Consider the following 20654-nt stretch of genomic DNA (forward strand, 5'->3'; position numbering starts at 1 on the left):
CACTGCAGCTCTTTTTGTGAAATTGGGCATATTTCCTTATTTTTGGTTATTTCACATATATTTTATATTAAAAAAAGTTTTTTTCTTATACAATAGTAATCAGATGACCGTACATTTTAAATATTTTGAACAAACGGAATGAATATTCATTCCGCATTTAGAAAGGGGGATGAAATGACAGCTTCAAACAAGGTTGAACTCATTATGAAAGCGTCGCTTACTTTGTTTACAGATAGAGGATTTGACGCCACGACGATTCCGATGATTGCCGCTCAGGCCGATGTTGGAACCGGCACAATTTACCGTTACTTTGACAGTAAAGAGACACTTGTGAACGTACTGTATCAGGAAAGTGCGCAGCGTTTTATGAAAAAAGTCAAAACGGACTTTCAGGGGATATCTGTAAGAGAAGGGTTTCATCACCTGTTTTATTGTCTGATTGATTTTACGAAGGAAAGTGAGTATGCATTGTTTTTTCTTGAAACGAATAAGGACGCCTACTTTCTGAATGAAACGAGCCGTAAGCTTCTTGATGAAATAACACAGATGCTTGACGTCTTTTTTCAGCGCGGCAAGTCTGAAGGTGTGCTCCGCAATCTGCCGTCCAATGTGCTGATGGCGCTGCTGCTCGGGGCATATCTCAAACTCTATCAGCTTATCCGGACGGGAAGCGTCGAAATAACAAAACCGTTTTTGAAAGAATTGGAACAATGTTCTTGGGATGCCATCAGAACTCATTAATTATTCGCCGAAGGAAGGAAGATCGATATGAAACAGCTAAGCGCTATACCGCAGCCGAAAACATACGGGCCTCTGAAAAATCTCCCTCACTTGGAAAAAGAAAAACTGTCACAATCGCTTTGGAAAATTGCCGAAGAATACGGCCCGATCTTTCGTTTTGAATTTCCGAGCTCTGTCGGGGTCTTCGTCTCAGGCCGCGAGCTCGCGGCAGAAGTCTGTGATGAAAAGCGATTTGACAAAAATCTCAGCAAAGCTTTGCTGAAGGTCCGTGAGTTTGGCGGTGACGGACTATTTACGAGCTGGACTCACGAAAAGAATTGGCAGAAAGCGCATCGGATTTTATTGCCGAGCTTCAGCCAGAAGGCGATGAAAGGCTATCATTCAATGATGCTGGATATTGCCATGCAGCTCGTGCAGAAGTGGAGCAGATTAAATCCGAATGAAGAAATTGACGTTGCCGAAGATATGACGCGCCTGACGCTGGATACAATCGGCCTGTGCGGATTTCATTACCGCTTTAACAGCTTTTACCGCGACACACAGCATCCTTTTATCACAAGTATGCTTCGTGCGCTGCAGGAGGCAATGCGCCAATCACAGAGACACAGCCTGCAGGACAAGCTGATGATCAAAACGAGACATCAGTTCCAGCAGGATATTGAAGAGATGAATTCGCTTGTAGACCGGATCATCGCTGAGCGGAGGGAAAATCCGGATGAGAATCTGTCTGACCTTTTAGCATTGATGCTTGAAGCGAAAGACCCTGTAACGGGGGAAAGGCTGGATGATGAAAATATCCGTTATCAAATCATTACTTTTTTGATCGCGGGGCATGAAACCACAAGCGGGCTGCTTTCTTTTGCGATATACTGCCTGCTGAAAAATAAAGATAAATTGAAAAAAGCCGTTCAGGAAGCCGAGCGGGTGCTGACGGGAGAGACCCCTGAATATAAGCAGATTCAGCAGCTGACATATATCCGCATGGTGCTAAACGAGACTTTGCGGCTGTATCCGACTGCCCCGGCATTTTCTCTGTACGCGAAAGAAGATACGGTTCTCGGCGGGAAATATCCGATTGCGAAGGGACAGCCGGTGACGATTCTGACTCCGCAGCTGCACCGGGATAAAAGCGCGTGGGGAGAAGATGCCGAGTTATTCCGCCCGGAAAGGTTCAGCGATCCCGCGGCAATTCCGGCTGACGCGTATAAGCCGTTTGGAAACGGACAGCGCGCATGCATCGGGATGCAGTTTGCCCTGCAGGAAGCGACAATGGTGCTCGGCCTTGTCCTGAAACATTTTGAACTGATTGATCATACTGATTATGAGCTTACGATTAAAGAAGCTCTAACCATTAAGCCCGGTGATTTTAAAATCCGTGTGAAAAACAAGGACGTGTCCAATCATCAGCCCGTACAAAACCATAAAGCTGAAGGAAGCGGTCACAAAGAAGAAACGAAAGAAATCCCGTCCCACGGAACGCCGCTTCTCATTCTTTACGGATCAAATTTAGGAACTGCGGAAGGAATCGCGGAAGAGCTGGCTGATATCGGAAGAAGCAAAGGATTTTCAACTGAAACCGGCCCGCTCGATGATTATGCCGGGAAACTGCCTGTAAAAGGCGCGGTCGTTATTGTTACGGCTTCTTATAACGGGGCGCCGCCTGATAATGCGGCGGGTTTTGTGAAATGGATGGAAACCCTTGAAGATCAGGAATTAAAGGGTGTTTCTTACGCCGTCTTCGGCTGCGGAGACCGCAACTGGGCCGCCACTTACCAAAGGATCCCCCGCCTGATAGACAAAGTGCTTGAAGAAAAAGGGGCAAAACGGCTGACCTCTATCGGGGAGGGCGACAATGCCGATGATTTTGAGTACAGTCAGGAAGCCTGGGAAGACTCATTCTGGAAGGACATCATGAAGGCTTTTCATATAGAGGCCGCTCCAAAACAGACAAACAAATCACAGTTATCAATCGAATACGTAAGTGAAGCAGCCGAGACGCCGATTGCCAAAACGTACAAAGCATTTGAGGCGGAGGTCATCACGAACAAAGAGCTTCATACCGAAAGCAGCAAGCGCTCAGTCCGGCATATTGAGCTGCGTCTCCCCGAAACAGAAACGTATCAGGAAGGAGATCATCTCGGGGTGCTTCCGCAAAACAGCGGGGAACTGATCAGCCGTGTCATTCGCCGATTCGGTCTTGATCCGAACCAGCACTTTAAGATCAAGGGCCGGCAGCTGCCTCATCTGCCGATGGACCGGCCGGTTAATGCGCCGGAGCTTTTGGCGTCCTATGTAGAGCTGCAGGAGCCGGCAACGAGAGCCCAGCTTCGCGAACTTGCCGCACATACCGTGTGCCCGCCGCACCAAAAAGAATTGGAGCATCTTTATTCTGATGATGCGGCATATAAAGAAAACGTGCTGAAAAAACGAATGACCATGCTGGACCTGCTGGAAGATTATCCTGCATGTGAACTGCCGTTTGAGCGCTTTTTAGAACTTCTGCCGTCCTTAAAGGCGCGCTATTATTCAATCTCAAGCTCACCGAAGGCAACCAGCGGGGAGCTCAGTATCACGGTCGGCGTTGTGACGGCTCCGGCATGGAGCGGCCGTGGGGAATACCGGGGCGTGGCTTCGAACTATTTAGCCGGATTACAAAAAGGCGATTCTGCCGTCTGTTTCATCCGCTCGCCGCAGTCGGGTTTCGCATTGCCTGAAAATCCGAAAACGCCTCTCATTATGGTCGGAGCAGGCACAGGAATTGCGCCGTTCAGGGGATTTATCCAGGCGCGGGCTGCCGAAAAAATGTCCGGTAACAGCCTGGGCGAAGCTCATTTATACTTCGGCTGCAGGCATCCCGAGGAAGACGATCTGTACAAAGATGAATTCGACCATGCGGAGAAAAACGGCCTTGTCACCGTGCATCGGGCGTATTCCAGGTTAGATCAGGACTGTAAAGTATATGTACAGGATGTTCTGCTTCGCGAGGCTGCACAAATTATTGCCCTTCTTGACCAAGGCGGCCATCTCTATATATGCGGTGACGGAAGCAAAATGGCTCCGGCTGTCGAAAATGTACTGCTTCAGGCGTATGAAAAGGTGCATAACACCGATTCAAAAGTTTCCTTGGAGTGGCTTGAACAGCTGCAGGCGGAAGGAAGATATGCGAAAGATGTTTGGGCAGGTATGTAACAGAAGAGTGAGACAACTGAAGAATGTTTTTTAATTGAAGAAAGCCGGCACGATATTTGAAATCTACTGAATCAAAAGGAATAGTTATAGGGAGTATCGTGCCGGCCTTATCCTTAGTATCGGCCAAAAGACACAAATCTTTAATGTTTTTATTGATTTACATGCAGGCGGCTATGTCCCTTTTTTCTGAATTCCGCCAGAAATAAAACCGGATAAGACAGCAATAGCAAAACCGAAATAAATGAAATGATACCGATCCAATGAAAATGCGTCCAAAAGAAACCGCCGCAAGACCCTGCCACGCTTGAACCGATATAGTATGCAAGCAGATATAATGAAGAGGCTTGCGCACGATGATCACCGGCTGCGCGGCCGACCCAGGCGCTTGCGATCGAATGCGCGCCGAAAAAGCCGAAGGTAAAGACGGCAATCCCCGCGATTTTAAGCGCAAGCTGGGGCAAAAGTGTCACCGCTGCGCCGGCAAGCATAACAAAAATCGCAATCTTAATCATTTTCGCGCTTCCGAAAAGATCTGCTTTTTTCCCCATATAGACAGAGCTGAACGTTCCCGCGAGATAGACAATAAAAATAAAACCGATCACAGTCTGCGACAAATGATAAGGAGCCGCCATTAAATGAAAGCCGATATAATTATATAATGTCACAAAACTCCCCATTAATATAAATCCCAGAGATATTAACAAAAGCAGCCGTTTGCGGTGCAGGACCGCTCCGTATTCCTTACATGCCGCTTTTACGCCCGCATGCCGCTGAGATGAATGGCGCGGAGCCGGAAGAAAACGCCAAAACAAATAGCTTAATACAATAGAAAGAATGCCGATGATGGCAAGCGCCGGCCGCCAGCCGAATACATCGGTCAGAAGCCCCGTTAACAGCCTGCCGCTCATTCCCCCGATGCTTGTGCCGCTGATATACAAGCCCATCATTTTCCCGAGGCCCTTCGGATCAAACTCCTCGCCTACATATGTCATAGCGACAGCCGGAACGCCTGCCAGGAAAATACCGAGCAGCGCCCTCATCGCCAAAAGCGCGGGAAAAGCCGGACTGAACGCTGTTAATAGACCTAAAACAGAAGTAGCTGTTAACGACAGCACCATTAATTTTTTTCTGCCGAATCCGTCAGACAACGAAGCGGCGGCCAATAATGAAAATGCCAAAACGGCTGTTGAGATGGATAAAGTTAAGCTGGCAGCCGCAGCGGAAATATGAAACTCTTCCGAAAACAAAGGCAGAAGCGGCTGTGTCGTGTAAAGCGTGGCGAAGGTCACAAAGCCGCTGATAAACAGAGCCAAGCTGGCCTTTCTGAAAGCATTTGTATGAGGCTGAATAAACGTCATGAATGTCCCTCTTTTCTCACTGTTGGTTATATATGTATCGTACGCTTTTCATTTCAATGTGTCTAATTTATAATAACTATAGAATTAATGCGTGTAGGTTATGGAGGAAGGGGAAAAGGAGAAAATGGAGCTTCATCAAATTGACAACTTCATTGCGGCGGCAGCTCATCAGCATTTCACAAATGCGGCAAAAGAAAGAATGATTTCTCAGCCGGCATTAAGCCGATCGATTATCAGGCTCGAAGAAGAATTAGGCGCGCCGTTATTTTACAGAGAGACAAAAGCCGTCCGGCTGACAAGGCACGGAGAGCAGTTCTTAATAAAAGCAAAACAAGCGAGACGAGCTTTAAATGAAGGCGTTGAACAAGTGAAAAAGAATATGAGCCTGGAGCACGGCGAAATATCTGTATCTTTTCTTCATACGCTCGGGCTGCGCTTAATGCCTCAGCTGATTGCCGAATTTAAAAAGCTATACCCAAACGTGACCTTCCGGCTTTATCAAGGCGCAAATGAAACGCTTCGCAAAATGGTGGAAACGGGAGATGCGGATATCTGTCTCAGCTCCCCGCCGCTTCCCAGCGAGCTTTTACAATGGACAGTGCTGGAGAAAGAGCCTCTTTATGCGGTGCTACCTGAGAACCACCCGCTTGCAGGAAATAAAAGCATTCAAATGAAAGAGATGCAGGACGAGGATTTTGTGGGTTTTAAACCGGGATACGGGCTGAGGTATATGTTTGATCTGATGTGCCGGGATTTGAATATACACCCGCATCTCGCATTTGAAGGAGAGGAAGTGTCAACCATATTAGGGCTGACCGCCGCGGGTCTGGGGGCTGCAGTGCTGCCGAAAACCGCGGAGCATTCATACTTTCCGGTCGTTTTTCTACCGGTTGCAGATTACCAATGCGAACGCACCATAGCGCTAGCCCAGCTGAAAAACCATGCTCTTTCTCCCGCTGCTGAGCGTTTTAAACAGTTTGCACTTGAGTATTACAAAGCACGCAACTGAGCGGTCATTTTATTAAAATCGAAGTTGAAAATAAAGCAGAAAGAAATACAGAAAACGGAGGAAAACCATGGCGAAAAAAACAGTGAAAACAAATGCTGTCCGTATCATTGAGCAGCAAAACATTCCCTATGAGCTATTAGGTTACAAAACAGAAGGGGGACAGCCCGCAGACGGTCTTTCCGTTTCACAAAAAATCGGATACGCTGCCGAATATGTTTATAAAACCTTAGTGGCATCTGCAGGTACTGATCGTTATTACGTCTTTGTCGTTCCCGTTGCAAAAGAACTGAATCTGAAAAAAGCTGCGAAGGCGGCAGGTGAGAAGAAAATAGAAATGATTGCCATGAAGGACCTTTTGGGAGTAACCGGCTATATGCGCGGCGGCTGCTCTCCGATCGGCATGAAAAAAAGGTTTCCGACTTTTATTGATAGATCCGCTGAAACACTGGAGTTTATGATTGTCAGTGCGGGGAAAATCGGAATGCAGCTGAAAGCAGCGCCTCAAGATTTAGCCGAAGCAAGCGGGGCGGTATTTACAGACATTGTATAAATGTCCGATGAATCTAATAGAACACGTGTCAAGGGAGAATGATAATGAAAAAAAGATATGAAAACTTGAATGGCGTGAAGAATGAACATGGATTCAGGGACATGTGGAAATGGATGAAAGAACGAAGAGAAAAAAGTAAAGACTTGAGCGAGAACATTCCGAAAGCGGTCACAAGGGATGTCCGTGATGTTGCCGTCAATCGGACGGAAACCGCCATAACTTGGATCGGCCATTCTTCATTTCTGATCCAAATACAGGGGCTTAACATAATGACCGACCCTGTATGGGCGCGGCGGATGGGTTTTCAAAAACGGCTGACAGAGCCGGGATATGAATTGAGCGAACTGCCTGACATTGATGCCGTGCTCATTTCACACGGGCATTATGACCATCTTGATTTTCCGAGTATAAAAAAACTGAGAGGAAACCCGGATTTTTACGTGCCTGCGGGATTGAAAAAGCTGTTCAACAAAAAAGGCCGCAAAAACGTTCATGAAATGAATTGGTGGGATCGTTTTGAGATGCGGGGGGTGAATATATCATTTGTTCCGGCCCAGCACTGGACACGGAGAACGCTTTGGGATACCGATACCTCTCATTGGGGAGGCTGGGTCATAGAAAGCAAAAACGGCGAGTCCATCTATTTTGCAGGAGATACAGGCTATTTTGAAGGCTTTAAAGAAATCGGAGAGAGGTTTCGTATTAAGGCGGCTCTGATGCCGATCGGAGCATACGAACCGGAATGGTTTATGCAAGTGTCACATATCAATCCGGAAGACGCCGTAAAAGCGTTTTTGGAGCTGAAGGCTGACAGCTTCATTCCCATGCATTACGGGGCATTCCGGCTTGCTGATGATACAGGCCCGGAAGCATTAAGCAGACTGCACGGCGAGTGGGATCGGCTTGCATTACCTCCTGAAAACCTGAAAGCATTAGCGCTTGGCGAAACATTTTGGCTGTAACAGCAGGTTTTCGCTGCCGACACCAATCGTTTAAAAACGGTTGGTGTTTTGACGTCAATCAAAGGTGAATTGTCTCTGTATAAAACATGATTTTTCCGGAACATGCGGTAAAAAACAAAACTTTTTACTCTTTTGTTTCACTATAAAATGAAAACGGTTTCGTATGCGCAGTATATTTAACCTATCACAATTGCTCCAGCAGAAACGGACAGGAAGGATAGAAAAACAGATGAAATACATGAATTCAAGGCAGAAAAAGATTTTGTATCTGTTGTTATCTGAACCTGATGACTACTTAGTTGTGCAAGATTTCGCAGACAGGGTCCGCTGTTCTGAAAAAACGATCAGGAATGATTTGAAAACGATTGAAGATTTCCTGAATGAACATGCTCAAGCTCAGCTGATCCGCAAACCGGGATTAGGCGTCTATTTACATATATCTGAACAGGAAAGGTCACGGTTAAGCCGGCAAATTTATAATGAGCACTTTACGTGCGGGCACAAGACCGATGAAGAAAGAATACTTCACATCGCTTATGATTTATTAATGAATTCAAAGCCCGTTTCCGCAAAAGAAATTGCCGCACAGCATTTTGTAAACAGAGCTTCCATTAAAAAGGATGTAAGTGCGGTTGAGGAGTGGCTGAAGCGATTTGATCTCATACTGGTTTCTAAACAGCGGCTTGGCTTAAAGATTGAAGGGGACGAAAAAAACAAAAGAAAAGCATTGGCGCGAATTTCAGATTTGATTGATAATACGGAGTTTACAAGCCAATTTATAAAAAGTAAGTTTTTAAGTCATGAAGCGGACTTTGTGAGAAAAGAAATCAAGTTATTACAAAAAAACCATTCTATCTATTTTACGGATGAAACATTTGAAAGTTTGCTGCTGCATACATTGCTGACTATCCGCCGTATCAAAATGAAACAGCCGGTCGCCATTTCTGCAAGACAGCTGGACGCGGTAAAAAAGAAGAAAGAATATGAATGGACACTGGCTTGTTTAAAACGGCTTGAGCCGGTATTTGCCATCCGGTTTCCTGAGGAAGAAGCCGTCTATTTAACTTTACATATAATAGGCGGGAAAGTCCGCTATCCATCGCAGCAAGAAAAGAAGCTTGATCTTGAAGATTCTGAGCTTTCCAAAGTCGTCAGGCATTTGATCAATCGTGTTTCAGAACTGCAAATGCTGGATTTTCATAAAGACCAGGAACTAATCAACGGATTGAACATTCATCTCGATCCGGTGTTGAAGCGGCTGAGCTATGATCTCTCTGTTTCAAACCCCATGCTTCACGACATCAAAAAAATGTACCCTTATTTGTTTCATCTTATCATTGACGTTTTAGAAGACATCAATCAAACATTTGATCTTTATATTCCTGAAGAAGAGGCGGCCTATTTGACGCTGCATTTTCAGGCAGCGATCGAACGGCTGCGCCGAAACAGTCATAACCCTAAAAGGACGATCATCGTCTGCCATATGGGCATTGGCATGTCGCAATTGCTGCGGACTAAAATTGAACGCAAATTTCATCACATTACGGTAAAAGACTGTATCGCAAAAGCGGAGCTGACAGAGTATATCAAAAAGCATAAAGATATAGATTTCGTCATTTCTACGATAGGGCTTGGAAATGTAACGATCCCTCATATTGTCGTATCACCGCTTTTGGAGTCTGCTGATGAAAAGAAGCTCAGCGCATTTATGCAACAGCTTGATACATCACATCGCCGGGAGCAAAAAACGTTTAAAATGCTGAACGACACGACTCCGTTTCTCGTTTTTTTACAGCAAGAGACAGAGCACCGTTATCAGGTCATTGAAAAGCTGGCGCAGGCTTTGTATGAAAAAGGCTATGTAGAAAAAGAGTATGGCATTCATGCAGTAATGAGAGAAAAAATGTCGGCGACAAATATCGGGGCGGGTATTGCCATCCCTCACGCGAACTCTAAATATATCAAACAATCAGCCATTGCAATCGCCACCTTAAAAGAGCCGATTGAATGGGGGACAGAAAAGGTGTCGCTCGTTTTTATGCTTGCCGTCAAACACGAAGATCAAAACAAGGTAAAGCAATTATTCAGTGAGCTTTCCTATCTTAGCGAGCAGCCGGCATTTATTCAAAAACTGACGGAAGAAAAAAATGTGATGACGTTTTTATCGTATTTAAACTATTAAAAGCAGGGAATGGCTCCCTGCTTTTTTTCTGTTTATAGGGAAAAATGCCGTTATTTCCGGAACTTATGGTAAAAAAACGCGCTTATCACAGGCTGATTTCAGTATAAAGTTGAGACAAGATCTTGAAATTCAGACTGCAAAGGAGGATTTATATGAAACTGTTAGCGATTACATCATGTCCGAACGGCATTGCCCATACGTATATGGCTGCTGAAAATTTACAAAAAGCAGCCGGCAGATTAGGCGTTGAGATCAAAGTGGAAACCCAGGGCGGAATCGGGGTGGAAAATAGGCTGACCGAAGAGGAAATCCGGGAAGCAGACGCAATCATTATCGCGGCGGACCGCTCGGTGAACAAAGACCGATTCGCGGGAAAAAAGCTGCTGGCCGTCGGGGTTCAGGAAGGCATCCGCAAACCGGAAGAATTAATTCAAAAAGCGCTTAGCAGTGAAGTGCCGGTCTATCAATCTGCTTCAAAAGCTGAATCCGCAAGTCAGCAGGGCAAAAAACAAAACCCGATTTACCGTCATTTAATGAACGGCGTTTCTTTTATGGTTCCTTTCATTGTCGTCGGCGGATTATTGATAGCGGTTGCATTGACGCTTGGAGGAGAAAAAACACCAAAGGGCTTAGTCATTCCGGACGAGTCTTTTTGGAAGACGATTGAACAGATCGGCAGTGCTTCTTTTTCATTCATGATCCCGATTTTAGCCGGGTACATCGCGTTCAGCATCGCTGATAAGCCGGGTCTTGTCCCCGGAATGATCGGCGGATATATTGCGGCATCCGGCAGCTTTTACGACAGTGCAAGCGGCGCAGGATTTCTTGGAGGAATCATTGCGGGATTTTTGGCGGGATATGCGGCGCTTGGAATCAAAAAATGTAAAGTTCCTAAAGCAATACAGCCGATTATGCCGATCATTATTATTCCGGTGTTTGCCTCACTGATCGTCGGTTTGGCGTTTGTATTTCTGATCGGCGCCCCCGTCGCTCATATTTTCGCATCATTAACGGTTTGGCTTGCGGGAATGAAAGGTTCGAGTTCAATTCTTCTGGCATTGATTTTAGGAGCGATGATCTCCTTTGATATGGGAGGACCCGTAAACAAGGTGGCCTTTCTTTTCGGATCGGCAATGATCGGAGAAGGAAATTATGAAATCATGGGCCCGATTGCCGTTTCCATTTGTATACCGCCGATAGGGCTTGGGATTGCAACGTTTTTAGGAAAAAGAAAATTCGCCGCCGCAGAAAAAGAAATGGGAAAAGCATCATTTACGATGGGCCTTTTCGGTATCACGGAAGGAGCCATTCCATTTGCGGCCCAAGACCCCCTTCGTGTGATCCCGAGTATTATGGCGGGTTCTATGACCGGATCGGTGATAGCGATGATCGGCCATGTGGGGGACAGAGTGGCACACGGCGGCCCCATCGTTGCTGTACTTGGAGCAGTAGATCATGTACTGATGTTTTTTATCGCTGTAACAGCAGGTTCTCTTGTCACCGCTCTGTTGGTTAATGTACTGAAGAAAGATATGGCGAAATCCCCCGCGCCCGGCGAGGTGCTGCCGTCTGCCGCACCAAATGAAGCTGCAGCGGCAAAAGAAACAAAGGAACCATCTCAGGCTGACAGCCGAAAAGCCGGGATGACCGAAATCAAAAAACTGACTGACATTATCAGTACGGACTTGATTGAACCGCATTTATCCGGCGAAACGAGGGATGACATTATCGATGAAATGATCGAGAAAATGTCCCGTAAAGGTATGCTGCTGTCTGACAGCGGATTTAAGCAGGCCATTTTGAGCCGGGAACAGCAGGGAACCACGGCGATAGGTATGAATATCGCCATTCCGCACGGAAAGTCTGAAGCCGTCAAAACGCCGGGTGTCGCATTCGGAATAAGACGTTCGGGTGTTGACTGGAACAGCCTTGATGGTTCTGATGCAAAACTGATTTTTATGATTGCCGTACCGAAGGAAAGCGGCGGAAATCAGCATCTGAAAATATTGCAGATGTTATCCCGAAAACTGATGGATGACAGCTATCGGGAAAGGCTGCTCTCCGTTCAGACAAAAGAAGAGGCGTATGAGCTTCTGGAAGAAATCGAATAAAGCGGGGGATGATCATGTCTACTGAACCGATATTTTTCAATCCGGTTTTCAAAGAAAGAATCTGGGGAGGCGCCGCCCTGCGTGATTTTCACTATAATATTCCGTCCGAGCGGACAGGGGAGTGCTGGGCCTTCGCCGCTCATCAAAATGGACAGAGCACAGTTCGAAACGGCATGTATAAAGGATGTACGCTCGGTGAATTGTGGGAGCATCACAGAGATTTATTCGGAAACCTTGAAGGAGACCGTTTTCCTCTTCTTACAAAAATTTTGGACGCGGACCAAGACCTGTCCGTTCAGGTGCATCCGAATGATGACTTTGCCAAAATGCATGAAAACGGGGAACTTGGAAAAACCGAATGCTGGTATATCATTGATTGTGAAAAAGATGCGGAGATCATTTTCGGCCACAACGCAACAACAAAAGAAGAACTGATGTCCATGATTGAGCGGGGAGAATGGGACGGGCTCCTGAACAGAGTTAAGGTAATGCCGGGAGATTTCTTCTTTGTCCCAAGCGGCACCGTACACGCGATTGGAAAGGGCACACTTATTTTAGAGACGCAGCAAAATTCAGATACGACTTACAGATTGTATGACTACGGAAGAAAAGATGCGGACGGCAGGATGCGCGAGCTCCATTTGAAAAAAAGTATAGAAGTGATAGACGTTCCATCTGTCCGTGAACGGCCGACCGTTCAATATAAACAAACAGATGATTTGCTGGCAGCTGTTTTAATAGAATGTCCTTATTTTTCAGTCGAAAAGTGGGTTGTAAAAGGTGAAGCAAATCTATTCCAGCATCATCCCTTCCTTCTTGTCAGCGTGATCGAAGGAGACGGAATAATGATTGCAGGCGGGCATGAATATCCCTTTAGAAAAGGAGATCATATTCTCCTGCCTTCCGGTTTGGGAGAATATAAACTGGCAGGCCATGCAAATTGTATTGTGTCTCATCTGTGATCCTCAAAACCCTTCTCTGGCATCAGAGAAGGGTTTTACAAAAAGGGCGAAATCTCCAGTGTATCAGTGTTTTCGTTCCTGAATTTATTCTCTCAATTTGTATATCTCCCGAGCCATTGATTCAAGTATGTACATAGCGGGGATTTGGGTGGTGATATTCGCATTTTCAACCCATTCTTCCGTCACGTAATATGAAATATTCACATCGGACATTTTGGCAATGGTTGAATGTTTATGATTTGTAATACTGATGACCCGGCTGCCTTCTTGTTTCAGCTGATTCAGATGAGTCACCGTAGAATCTCCTTCACCTGAAACCGATAATGCGATTGTGATGCTGTTATGGCGGAAATGGGAATGGGCCGGAAAGTAAGGATCTTTAATATACATTGAAAGTTTCCCTAAGCACGAAAAATATCTGGCTCCGTATTCGGCGAGAATTCCTGAACTTCCCACTCCGATAAAAATAACGCTTTCTGCATCCGCCGCAAGGGCTGCTGCTTCCTTCAGCTTTTCTTCCATCCCTCCGCTTACTGTTCTTTCAAAAAATTCGGCAACGGAATGATGGGGACTCTTTAAAATCGTTTTTTTATTTGCCTCCGTATACATTTTCAGCTTCACCTTAAACTCCGAAAACCCTTCACAGTTTATTTTTTTGCAGAAACGTAAAATAGAAGCCGTAGATACATGGGTTTCATTTGCCAATTCACGGATTCGCATATAGACGACTTTCTCGCTGTTTTGGGAGATGTAGTTGTATAAAGAAGTTTCAAGCTCGTTAAATGAAGCAATCATTTCGTGTGTGAACATGCAGGGGGATTCTCCTTTTTATGAGAATGGTGAATGTACATCTAATCGTAACATATCATTTTTAAAAGAAACATAGTGTTATATTTATGTGACAAATCACTTTTTGTGTCATTCAAAACAAGACGTCAGCCAATGATTTACGGCGCAAAACAACTGCGGATATAATTCGTTCATACGCTTTATGCATGATCTCTTCAAGGGTCTCTGACAAAAGCGGCCGAAAAAAGGAGGACAATATGAGTATCAAACTGATAGCAGTTGATATGGACGGAACGTTTTTGAATGATGAAATGGCATATAACAAAGAGCGTTTTATGAATCAGTATCGTGAATTAAAATCGCGGGGGATTAAATTTGCCGTAGCAAGCGGAAACCAATATGCGCAGCTTACATCCTTCTTTCCGGAAATCAAAAGTGAAATCGCTTTCGTTGCTGAGAATGGCGCTTTCGTCGTGAATGCCGGAGAAGAATTATTCGCGGGTAACATGTCTGAAGACACTATAAAAGCAGTGATCCTTGCTTTAGAGCAGTATGAGGTGAAAAACGTCATTGTCTGCGGAAAAAAAAGCGCGTATATTCATGAAAATGCCGGTGAAGATGAATATCTGCATGCCAGTAAGTATTATTATGTGTTAAAAAGGGTGCCGCATTTTGAAAACATCGATGATGACATTTTGAAATTTTCCATCAGCTTTCCCGCCGAACATTGTTCCGCACTTCTGAGCTATTTAAAAAACGCAATCGGGTCTTTCGTTACGCCTGTATCAAGCGGGCACGGTGACATAGATCTGATCATACCGGGGCTTCATAAAGCGAGCGGGATTAAGCTTCTCCAGAAACAATGGGGGATGGGTGATGAAGAGTGTGCGGCCTTCGGAGACAGCGGCAATGATCTGGAGATGGTGTCCGCCGTGAAATACGGGGTCGCCATGGATAATGCGCAGGAAAGCATTAAACAGGCTGCCGCGCATATCACGCAATCAAACAATGAAGAAGGGGTCTTAAATGCGATTGATTCCATTCTAAAATGTGAAAAACCCTTTGTCTGAAAAAGACGTTTTAACTGCGGAGGTGCTGAACGATGATTAAATTAGTGATTACGGATTTAGACGGTACATTTTTAAATAATCAAGGCGATTTTGACAGAACGTTATTTGAAAAGACAAAACGAGTAATGGAGGAACAGCATGTCGCTTTCGCCATCTGCACCGGGAAGCAGTGTGAAAGAGTGGAAGCTTTATTCGGAGAAGATGCGAAAGATTTTTGGATTTTAGGAGACAGTGCCACACGTATAAAAAAGAACGGCAAGTTCGTATATGAATCTTTGATCAGCAATGAAGCGGGACTGTCAATTATAGGCGCTTTAGAAAAAATCAGCTGCGGGCATAGCATTATCGCATGCACAAAAAATGGTGCGATCGTAAAAGAAAATCTGTCTGAAAGTGAGATGAAATATGTAAATGCCTCTTATGCACATGTAACGAAAATAACTGATTTTACTGAGATAAAAGATGATTTTATCAAGATTACGGTTCATGATCCCGACGCCAACTGTCCGGAAACGAGAGAAAAGCTGCATGAATTTTTTCACCAATTATATATCGTAGCATCAGAGGATACCTGGATGGACATAGCAAATATCGGAATACATAAAGGAACAACAGTACAAGAACTGCAGCGATTATTAGGGGTTTCGGCTGATGAAACAATGGCGTTCGGAGACGGCCGCAATGACAAAGAATTGATGGAAGCGGCATCCTACAGCTTTGCGGTTAAGAATGCCATTGACGAAATAAAAGATGCGGCGCACTTTGTCATCAAATCAAATGAGGAAAGCAGCGTTATGCACACGATTATGAGAATATTAGCGCTGCAAAAACAATGAGCTAAAATCAATGCGGCAGGACTTACTAGGGATAGAAAAAGCGGGCTATCCTCAGACTTTAATTCACTCCTGATTTTCCTAAAGTATGTTAAAAATGAATAAATATCTATATTTGACTCGATGGTATTGGTATAATATGTATAAAATGAATGAAGCGGTTTAATATCAAGATGAAAAAAATCACTTCATATCAGACAAAAAGCAGGAACTGCCTCGTTTTGAAATTGGGAGGTGTTTGTATTAGCCCGCTGTTGAGCCCCGCGTATATCATTCTTATTTTTCTTCCGGCAGCTTCTTTTCTGTTAGGGATTTTAGGATATTTCATCTTTAAAAAAGTATGGATGATGGTTGTTATTGTATTCTTTTTGTCCTTGATATTCATGTTTATTGTAATAGGTGCCGAACCGACATTTTTCATTTGGGTGGCTATGATGACGGGGAGCTGTTTTGTCTCCGGTTCAATCACTAAGACGATATGGACTTTCGCAAAGAGAAAATATTAGACAGAAGAATCCTGTTTGAACAGCTATCCTTTTTTTGTCGATTGAAGAAAAAGAAGTATAGAGTTATCCGTTATGTTCTTATATTTTGTCTGTTGTTGTCAGATCGGGCTTTCTGTTGAAAATGTCTGTCTATCGTTTTGTTCTTTTTTAACTAAACGGAGCACTATAATTGAACTGTAGATACATAGAAAAACAAAAAAGGATAAGGAGGATTTTTATGTTTCAAACCTTAGACCATTTTTTGAAATCTTGGGAATTCGAAGCCGATGCGACACAAAAACTGCTGAATCATCTGACTGATGAATCACTTAAACAAGAAATCACTTCACAACATTGGACTTTGGGCCGTATTGCATGGCATACTGTCGCTGCCATTCACATCATTACCTCAAACACAGATTTAACGTTTCACGCTCCGGCCGAAGATTATCCTGTTCCTGCATCGGCGCGGTTTATTGCTGAGAGTTATCATCAAGCCAGTAATGCATTTGTACAGGCGTTAAAAACGCAATGGACTGACGATACACTTCAAGAATGTGTCAACTTTATTGGTCAGCAATTGCCAAATGGTTCACTTTTGATGTTTTTAATTCAACATCAAAACCATCATCGAGGACAAATGACTGTCCTTATGAGACAAGCAGGTTTACCTGTTCCGGGTATTTACGGTCCGGCAAAAGAGGAATGGACTAAATTCGGTTTGGAAGCTCCGAAATAGGATATTGTTGTAAGGGCTCGAATGAATAGATGATACCAATCGATGTTGGTATCTTTTTTGTTTTTTAGAGTTATTAAACCGGTATCCATGACATGCAGACGAATCAACAGTTCAAAAGATGTAAATTAAGGTCAATAAATACAGAAAGGTGATTATGATGATAACTAAAATGACGCGATTCAATATGAAAGACTTCAATAAACCAAACGAATCTTTCGTTGTTTCAGGGAGAATCATCCCTTCATTTGAAAACAATGTTTGGACATATACAGAGGAGAAATTTGCTGAACCTTATGTCAAAAAATATGATGATGAAGACATTGATGTCAGTTATATTGAAGAAGAGGATAAAGTTGTCTTTTTTTATTACGCAGAGAACGACTGTGTCGGCCGGAGTAAGCTTCGTTCTAATTGGAATGGATACGCACTGATTGAAGACATTGCCGTTGCAGAAGATTATAGAAAAAATGGTGTCGGGACGGCTTTATTGCATAAAGCGGTTGAGTGGGCAAAGGAGAATCATTTATGCGGTCTTATGCTTGAAACACAAGATATTAATGTTTCAGCTTGTCATTTTTATGCCAAAAATAACTTTGTCATAGGAGCGGTCGATACAATGCTATATTCCAATTTTTCAACAGCAAATGAAATTGCGGTTTTTTGGTACTGTAAATTTTAAATATAACAGTATTTGATGTTTCGTCATTCAGCGGGTGTGTCGCGAAGTATTCAAAACATCGGCTTGAGGATTTATAATAAGGTATATCAATCAATGCAGGGGGAGTTATGGATGAAGTGCAAAATCCTTTGTTGACCCTGCACTGGGGAAAAATGTCTTGTTTATGATGGGCGTCCTTTGCGGAGGCCTGATATTCGGCACTGCTGCAGGATTTGTGTCTATGGTTCCTTATATGATGAAAGATGTTCACCATTTAAGTACTGCGGCAATTGGAAGCGGGATTATGTTTCCTGGAACGATGAGCGTCATCATCTTCGGTTACATTGGAGGATGGCTTGTTGATCGGAAAGGTTCTTTATATGTGCTGACCATTGGGATTGCATTGATGTCTTCCAGCTTTTTAATCGCTGCCTTTTTTATAGATGCGACACCTTGGCTCATGACCGTTATCATCGTTTTTGTTTTTGGGGGGCTCTCCTTCACAAAAACGGTTATATCTACAATGGTATCTGGCAGTTTGAAACAAAAGGAAGCCGGCGCCGGAATGAGTCTGCTTAATTTTACCAGCTTTCTATCAGAGGGAACGGGTATTTCGATTGCAGGCGGTTTATTATCGACCCGCTTGCTGGATCAAAGGCTGCTGCCTGTTAACGCTGATCATTCCGCTTATTTGTACAGTAATATGCTCATTCTTTTTGCAGGAATCATCGTTATGAGCTGGCTGGTAAACATGAATGTCTATAAACGTTCGCAAAGGAATGACTAAAAAGGGAAAAGGATCAAACTTGATAAAAGTTTTGATCCTTTTTTTGAGGAGCTTCCTTATTCCGAAACCTTTTTTCGATCAATGAAAGGGGAGTTAAAGTGAATTACATTTATAAGAAAAAGGAAAAGAAAAATGGAAATTGTATCATTTCAATCAGAGATAAATGGGAGAATGCACTTATTGAGTTTGAACAAAAAAATAATCAAATTGAGATCATGATCAATTATCGTAACGAGAAAATAACCAAGTTTTCACTGCCAATCGAGACTTTTGAGAAAGTGTATGAGGATATTAAAATAGGCCGGAGAGAAAGTTAATCATTCTGTTTGAAAATGACCATGATGTTCGTAAGCAGTATGGTTTTAACACGCATTTGGATTTCCCTGGCAAAGTAAAGGTTTTTGGGGATTTATGTTAAAATAATAGTAAGAACCTTGTGCAGCGGACAGGGAGTTTCGTTGCTTTATAAGGAGAGGGAACTATGAAAAAAAATATTCACATACTGGGAGCCTCCGGAGTCGGAACTTCAACATTGGGTGTTGCATTATCAAAGCATTTGCCTCATACGCATCTTGATACTGATGATTACTATTGGACAGATAAATTCACTAAGAAAAGAGAAATTCCTGAAAGAAGAAAGTTGCTTGAAAAAGACTTGACAATAAATGAGAAATGGATTCTTTCTGGCGCAGTGTGCGGCTGGGGCGATGATCTAAAAAGTTACTTTGACCTTGTCATCTTCTTATGGATTCCGCAAGATATACGGCTTGAGAGATTAAGGCATAGGGAATTTCAGCGTTATGGAAACGAAGTGTTAGCCGGCGGCAGTAAATATGAACAATCAAAAACATTTTTAGAGTGGGCTTCTTTATATGATAATGCTGGAATGGAAGTTAGAAGCAAAGCTTTACACGAACATTGGATGGCAGATTTATCTTGTCCATTGCTAAAAATTGAAGGAGATTACTCAGTCAATGAAAGAGTTGATCGTGTCTTGGATTATCTGAATTCTAATTAAACTAACGGACGGAGATAACTGGAAAACCAAAATTCAAAGACAGTTCCGGCCATTTTTTTAACGGAGCTGTTTTTTTATACCGCTTTCAGTTTCTCTGTTGTGAAGTGATTTATTTTCGGCAGTATCCCACAATAGAGAAGTGATTTGTTCTTCGTTAAGTTCTCCGTTGGAGTATCTCTCTAAAATTCTTATAAATCGTTCATCACCTAATTAATTATTTCTTTGTTTATTTTTATTCTCCATCTCATTTTCAGACCGAATTAAAGCCCTCTCATAACGAGAAGGGCTTTCCGCCTTTTAATACTTTCTCCTTAAAAAGAAGGGGAAGGCTCTATCCGTTTATCCCTCGTATCGTTTATTAATCAACTCTGTAAACATGGGGAATTATTGGTTAACTTGGAATTTTTTCAATCCAAACAAATATCTTTAAAAAAGTTACCGGCAACTTTCTGGGGCATATCGCAGTGTTCGATTGTTTAGTCCCTTTTTTTTATAATCTTTACAAATCTGAAAAAGTCATCATCATCCGGCAGGGGCTTGTCACCTTCGCGTCCATTGCAATGCATATGCGGATCAGAGTGATGTTCATTGTAGAACTCTACGATATGGAATCCGCACTTATTCACATAGAAGTTGATATTTCGCTTTTCAAAATAAGGTGTCACGGTTTCCCAAAGCACAGTATCCGGATACTGTGCTTCTATGGCTTTCCAAGCAGAAAGACCAATCCCCTGGCTGTGATGTTCTGGAGATACATAGAATAAATCTAGCGAATTATGATGTGTTTCGCTGTTGATACGTACTACTGCACCACCTACCTTCTCACCATCCCGAAGAATATGATATACGACTGCTCCGGGAGCGTCGAAAGACTCCTGAACATCATTGTCCGATGGAATCGGTCCATCTTCGCAATCACCGAACGTTTCAATCACGGCGATCGCAAAGGCCTCTTGTAATTTTTTTTGGAATTCTGGCAGATCAGATTCCTTTGCTGGTTCCAGAATAACTTTTGGTTCCTTTTTTGTTTTCATGATTGCTCACTCCCTCAGTTGCTGAAATAACGAGTTCAGTCGTTCAGTGTAATTCCAGCTGCTCTGCCGCTCTTTCTTCCGCGGTAAATTTGGCGTTAAAATACTTCAAAAGCTTTTTCCTGTCTTTTTGTATTTTTTCTTTGTTTCATTGGAAAACAAGCTGCATGTAACCCTTAT

18 protein-coding genes and 1 pseudogene are annotated in these 20654 nt (G+C 43.5%); 16 read left to right on the plus strand and 3 right to left on the minus strand.

Annotation, left to right across the window (positions count from 1 at the left end; translation table 11 throughout):
- Positions 1 to 174 precede the first annotated feature (174 nt).
- Together ABK447_RS07000 and ABK447_RS07005 are read left to right on the plus strand one after the other, a co-directional pair.
- A complete protein-coding gene (locus tag ABK447_RS07000; protein ID WP_003152789.1) occupies positions 175 to 741 on the plus strand; it encodes a TetR/AcrR family transcriptional regulator in 567 nt (188 codons plus the stop codon).
- Between the two features lie 27 nt (positions 742 to 768).
- Positions 769 to 3930, plus strand: a complete 3162-nt coding sequence (locus ABK447_RS07005; protein ID WP_042635378.1) for a bifunctional cytochrome P450/NADPH--P450 reductase — start codon at positions 769 to 771, stop codon at positions 3928 to 3930.
- 149 nt (positions 3931 to 4079) lie between these two features.
- Here the strand turns inward: ABK447_RS07005 and ABK447_RS07010 are convergent, their stop codons facing one another.
- The gene (locus ABK447_RS07010) at positions 4080 to 5288 is read right to left on the minus strand and encodes an MFS transporter (RefSeq protein WP_094031862.1); all 1209 of its coding nucleotides are present in this window, start codon (positions 5286 to 5288) and stop codon (positions 4080 to 4082) included.
- Between the two features lie 124 nt (positions 5289 to 5412).
- On the opposite strand from ABK447_RS07010, the gene ABK447_RS07015 reads away from it, so the two are divergent.
- From ABK447_RS07015 to manA, 6 genes are all read left to right on the plus strand, one after another.
- Complete coding sequence (locus ABK447_RS07015) at positions 5413 to 6297, plus strand: LysR family transcriptional regulator (protein WP_015240269.1); 885 nt, start codon at positions 5413 to 5415, stop codon at positions 6295 to 6297.
- Positions 6298 to 6364: 67 nt separating this feature from the next.
- The gene (gene ybaK / locus ABK447_RS07020) at positions 6365 to 6847 is read left to right on the plus strand and encodes a Cys-tRNA(Pro) deacylase (protein WP_012118054.1); all 483 of its coding nucleotides are present in this window, start codon (positions 6365 to 6367) and stop codon (positions 6845 to 6847) included.
- A gap of 44 nt (positions 6848 to 6891) precedes the next feature.
- Complete coding sequence (locus tag ABK447_RS07025) at positions 6892 to 7809, plus strand: MBL fold metallo-hydrolase (protein WP_015240268.1); 918 nt, start codon at positions 6892 to 6894, stop codon at positions 7807 to 7809.
- A gap of 229 nt (positions 7810 to 8038) precedes the next feature.
- A complete protein-coding gene (locus tag ABK447_RS07030) occupies positions 8039 to 9991 on the plus strand; it encodes a BglG family transcription antiterminator (protein ID WP_015240267.1) in 1953 nt (650 codons plus the stop codon).
- Between the two features lie 152 nt (positions 9992 to 10143).
- The gene (locus tag ABK447_RS07035) at positions 10144 to 12102 is read left to right on the plus strand and encodes a fructose-specific PTS transporter subunit EIIC (RefSeq protein WP_015240266.1); all 1959 of its coding nucleotides are present in this window, start codon (positions 10144 to 10146) and stop codon (positions 12100 to 12102) included.
- Between the two features lie 14 nt (positions 12103 to 12116).
- Entirely contained in the window at positions 12117 to 13064 is a 948-nt protein-coding gene (manA, locus tag ABK447_RS07040) for a mannose-6-phosphate isomerase, class I (protein WP_015240265.1), read from the plus strand.
- Between the two features lie 84 nt (positions 13065 to 13148).
- On the opposite strand, the gene ABK447_RS07045 is transcribed toward manA, so the two are convergent.
- The gene (locus ABK447_RS07045) at positions 13149 to 13874 is read right to left on the minus strand and encodes a MurR/RpiR family transcriptional regulator (protein ID WP_025285032.1); all 726 of its coding nucleotides are present in this window, start codon (positions 13872 to 13874) and stop codon (positions 13149 to 13151) included.
- A 236-nt stretch (positions 13875 to 14110) separates the two neighbouring features.
- Between ABK447_RS07045 and ABK447_RS07050 the strand changes: the two genes are divergently transcribed.
- The 8 genes and pseudogenes from ABK447_RS07050 to ABK447_RS07085 all read left to right on the plus strand — a co-directional run bounded on the left by ABK447_RS07050 (position 14111) and on the right by ABK447_RS07085 (position 19443).
- Positions 14111 to 14923, plus strand: a complete 813-nt coding sequence (locus ABK447_RS07050; RefSeq protein ID WP_100001556.1) for a Cof-type HAD-IIB family hydrolase — start codon at positions 14111 to 14113, stop codon at positions 14921 to 14923.
- Between the two features lie 32 nt (positions 14924 to 14955).
- A complete protein-coding gene (locus ABK447_RS07055; RefSeq protein WP_025285030.1) occupies positions 14956 to 15759 on the plus strand; it encodes an HAD-IIB family hydrolase in 804 nt (267 codons plus the stop codon).
- A gap of 170 nt (positions 15760 to 15929) precedes the next feature.
- The gene (locus tag ABK447_RS07060; protein WP_080686311.1) at positions 15930 to 16262 is read left to right on the plus strand and encodes a DUF2651 family protein; all 333 of its coding nucleotides are present in this window, start codon (positions 15930 to 15932) and stop codon (positions 16260 to 16262) included.
- A 217-nt stretch (positions 16263 to 16479) separates the two neighbouring features.
- Positions 16480 to 16980 (plus strand): DinB family protein, encoded by a 501-nt coding sequence (locus ABK447_RS07065; RefSeq protein ID WP_100001555.1) that lies wholly within the window; start codon positions 16480 to 16482, stop codon positions 16978 to 16980.
- 157 nt (positions 16981 to 17137) lie between these two features.
- The gene (gene satA / locus ABK447_RS07070) at positions 17138 to 17659 is read left to right on the plus strand and encodes a streptothricin N-acetyltransferase SatA (RefSeq protein ID WP_032866673.1); all 522 of its coding nucleotides are present in this window, start codon (positions 17138 to 17140) and stop codon (positions 17657 to 17659) included.
- Positions 17660 to 17786: 127 nt separating this feature from the next.
- Positions 17787 to 18425, plus strand: a pseudogene (locus tag ABK447_RS07075) (MFS transporter); the annotation flags it as partial.
- 98 nt (positions 18426 to 18523) lie between these two features.
- A complete protein-coding gene (locus tag ABK447_RS07080; protein WP_060562648.1) occupies positions 18524 to 18742 on the plus strand; it encodes a hypothetical protein in 219 nt (72 codons plus the stop codon).
- A 164-nt stretch (positions 18743 to 18906) separates the two neighbouring features.
- A complete protein-coding gene (locus tag ABK447_RS07085) occupies positions 18907 to 19443 on the plus strand; it encodes an AAA family ATPase (RefSeq protein ID WP_032866675.1) in 537 nt (178 codons plus the stop codon).
- A gap of 476 nt (positions 19444 to 19919) precedes the next feature.
- On the opposite strand, the gene ABK447_RS07090 is transcribed toward ABK447_RS07085, so the two are convergent.
- Positions 19920 to 20477, minus strand: a complete 558-nt coding sequence (locus ABK447_RS07090) for a GNAT family N-acetyltransferase (protein WP_094031857.1) — start codon at positions 20475 to 20477, stop codon at positions 19920 to 19922.
- Between the last annotated feature and the right edge of the window lie 177 nt (positions 20478 to 20654).

This window comes from Bacillus sp. hwrm1 (assembly GCF_040207805.1).
GTDB lineage: Bacteria > Bacillota > Bacilli > Bacillales > Bacillaceae > Bacillus > Bacillus velezensis.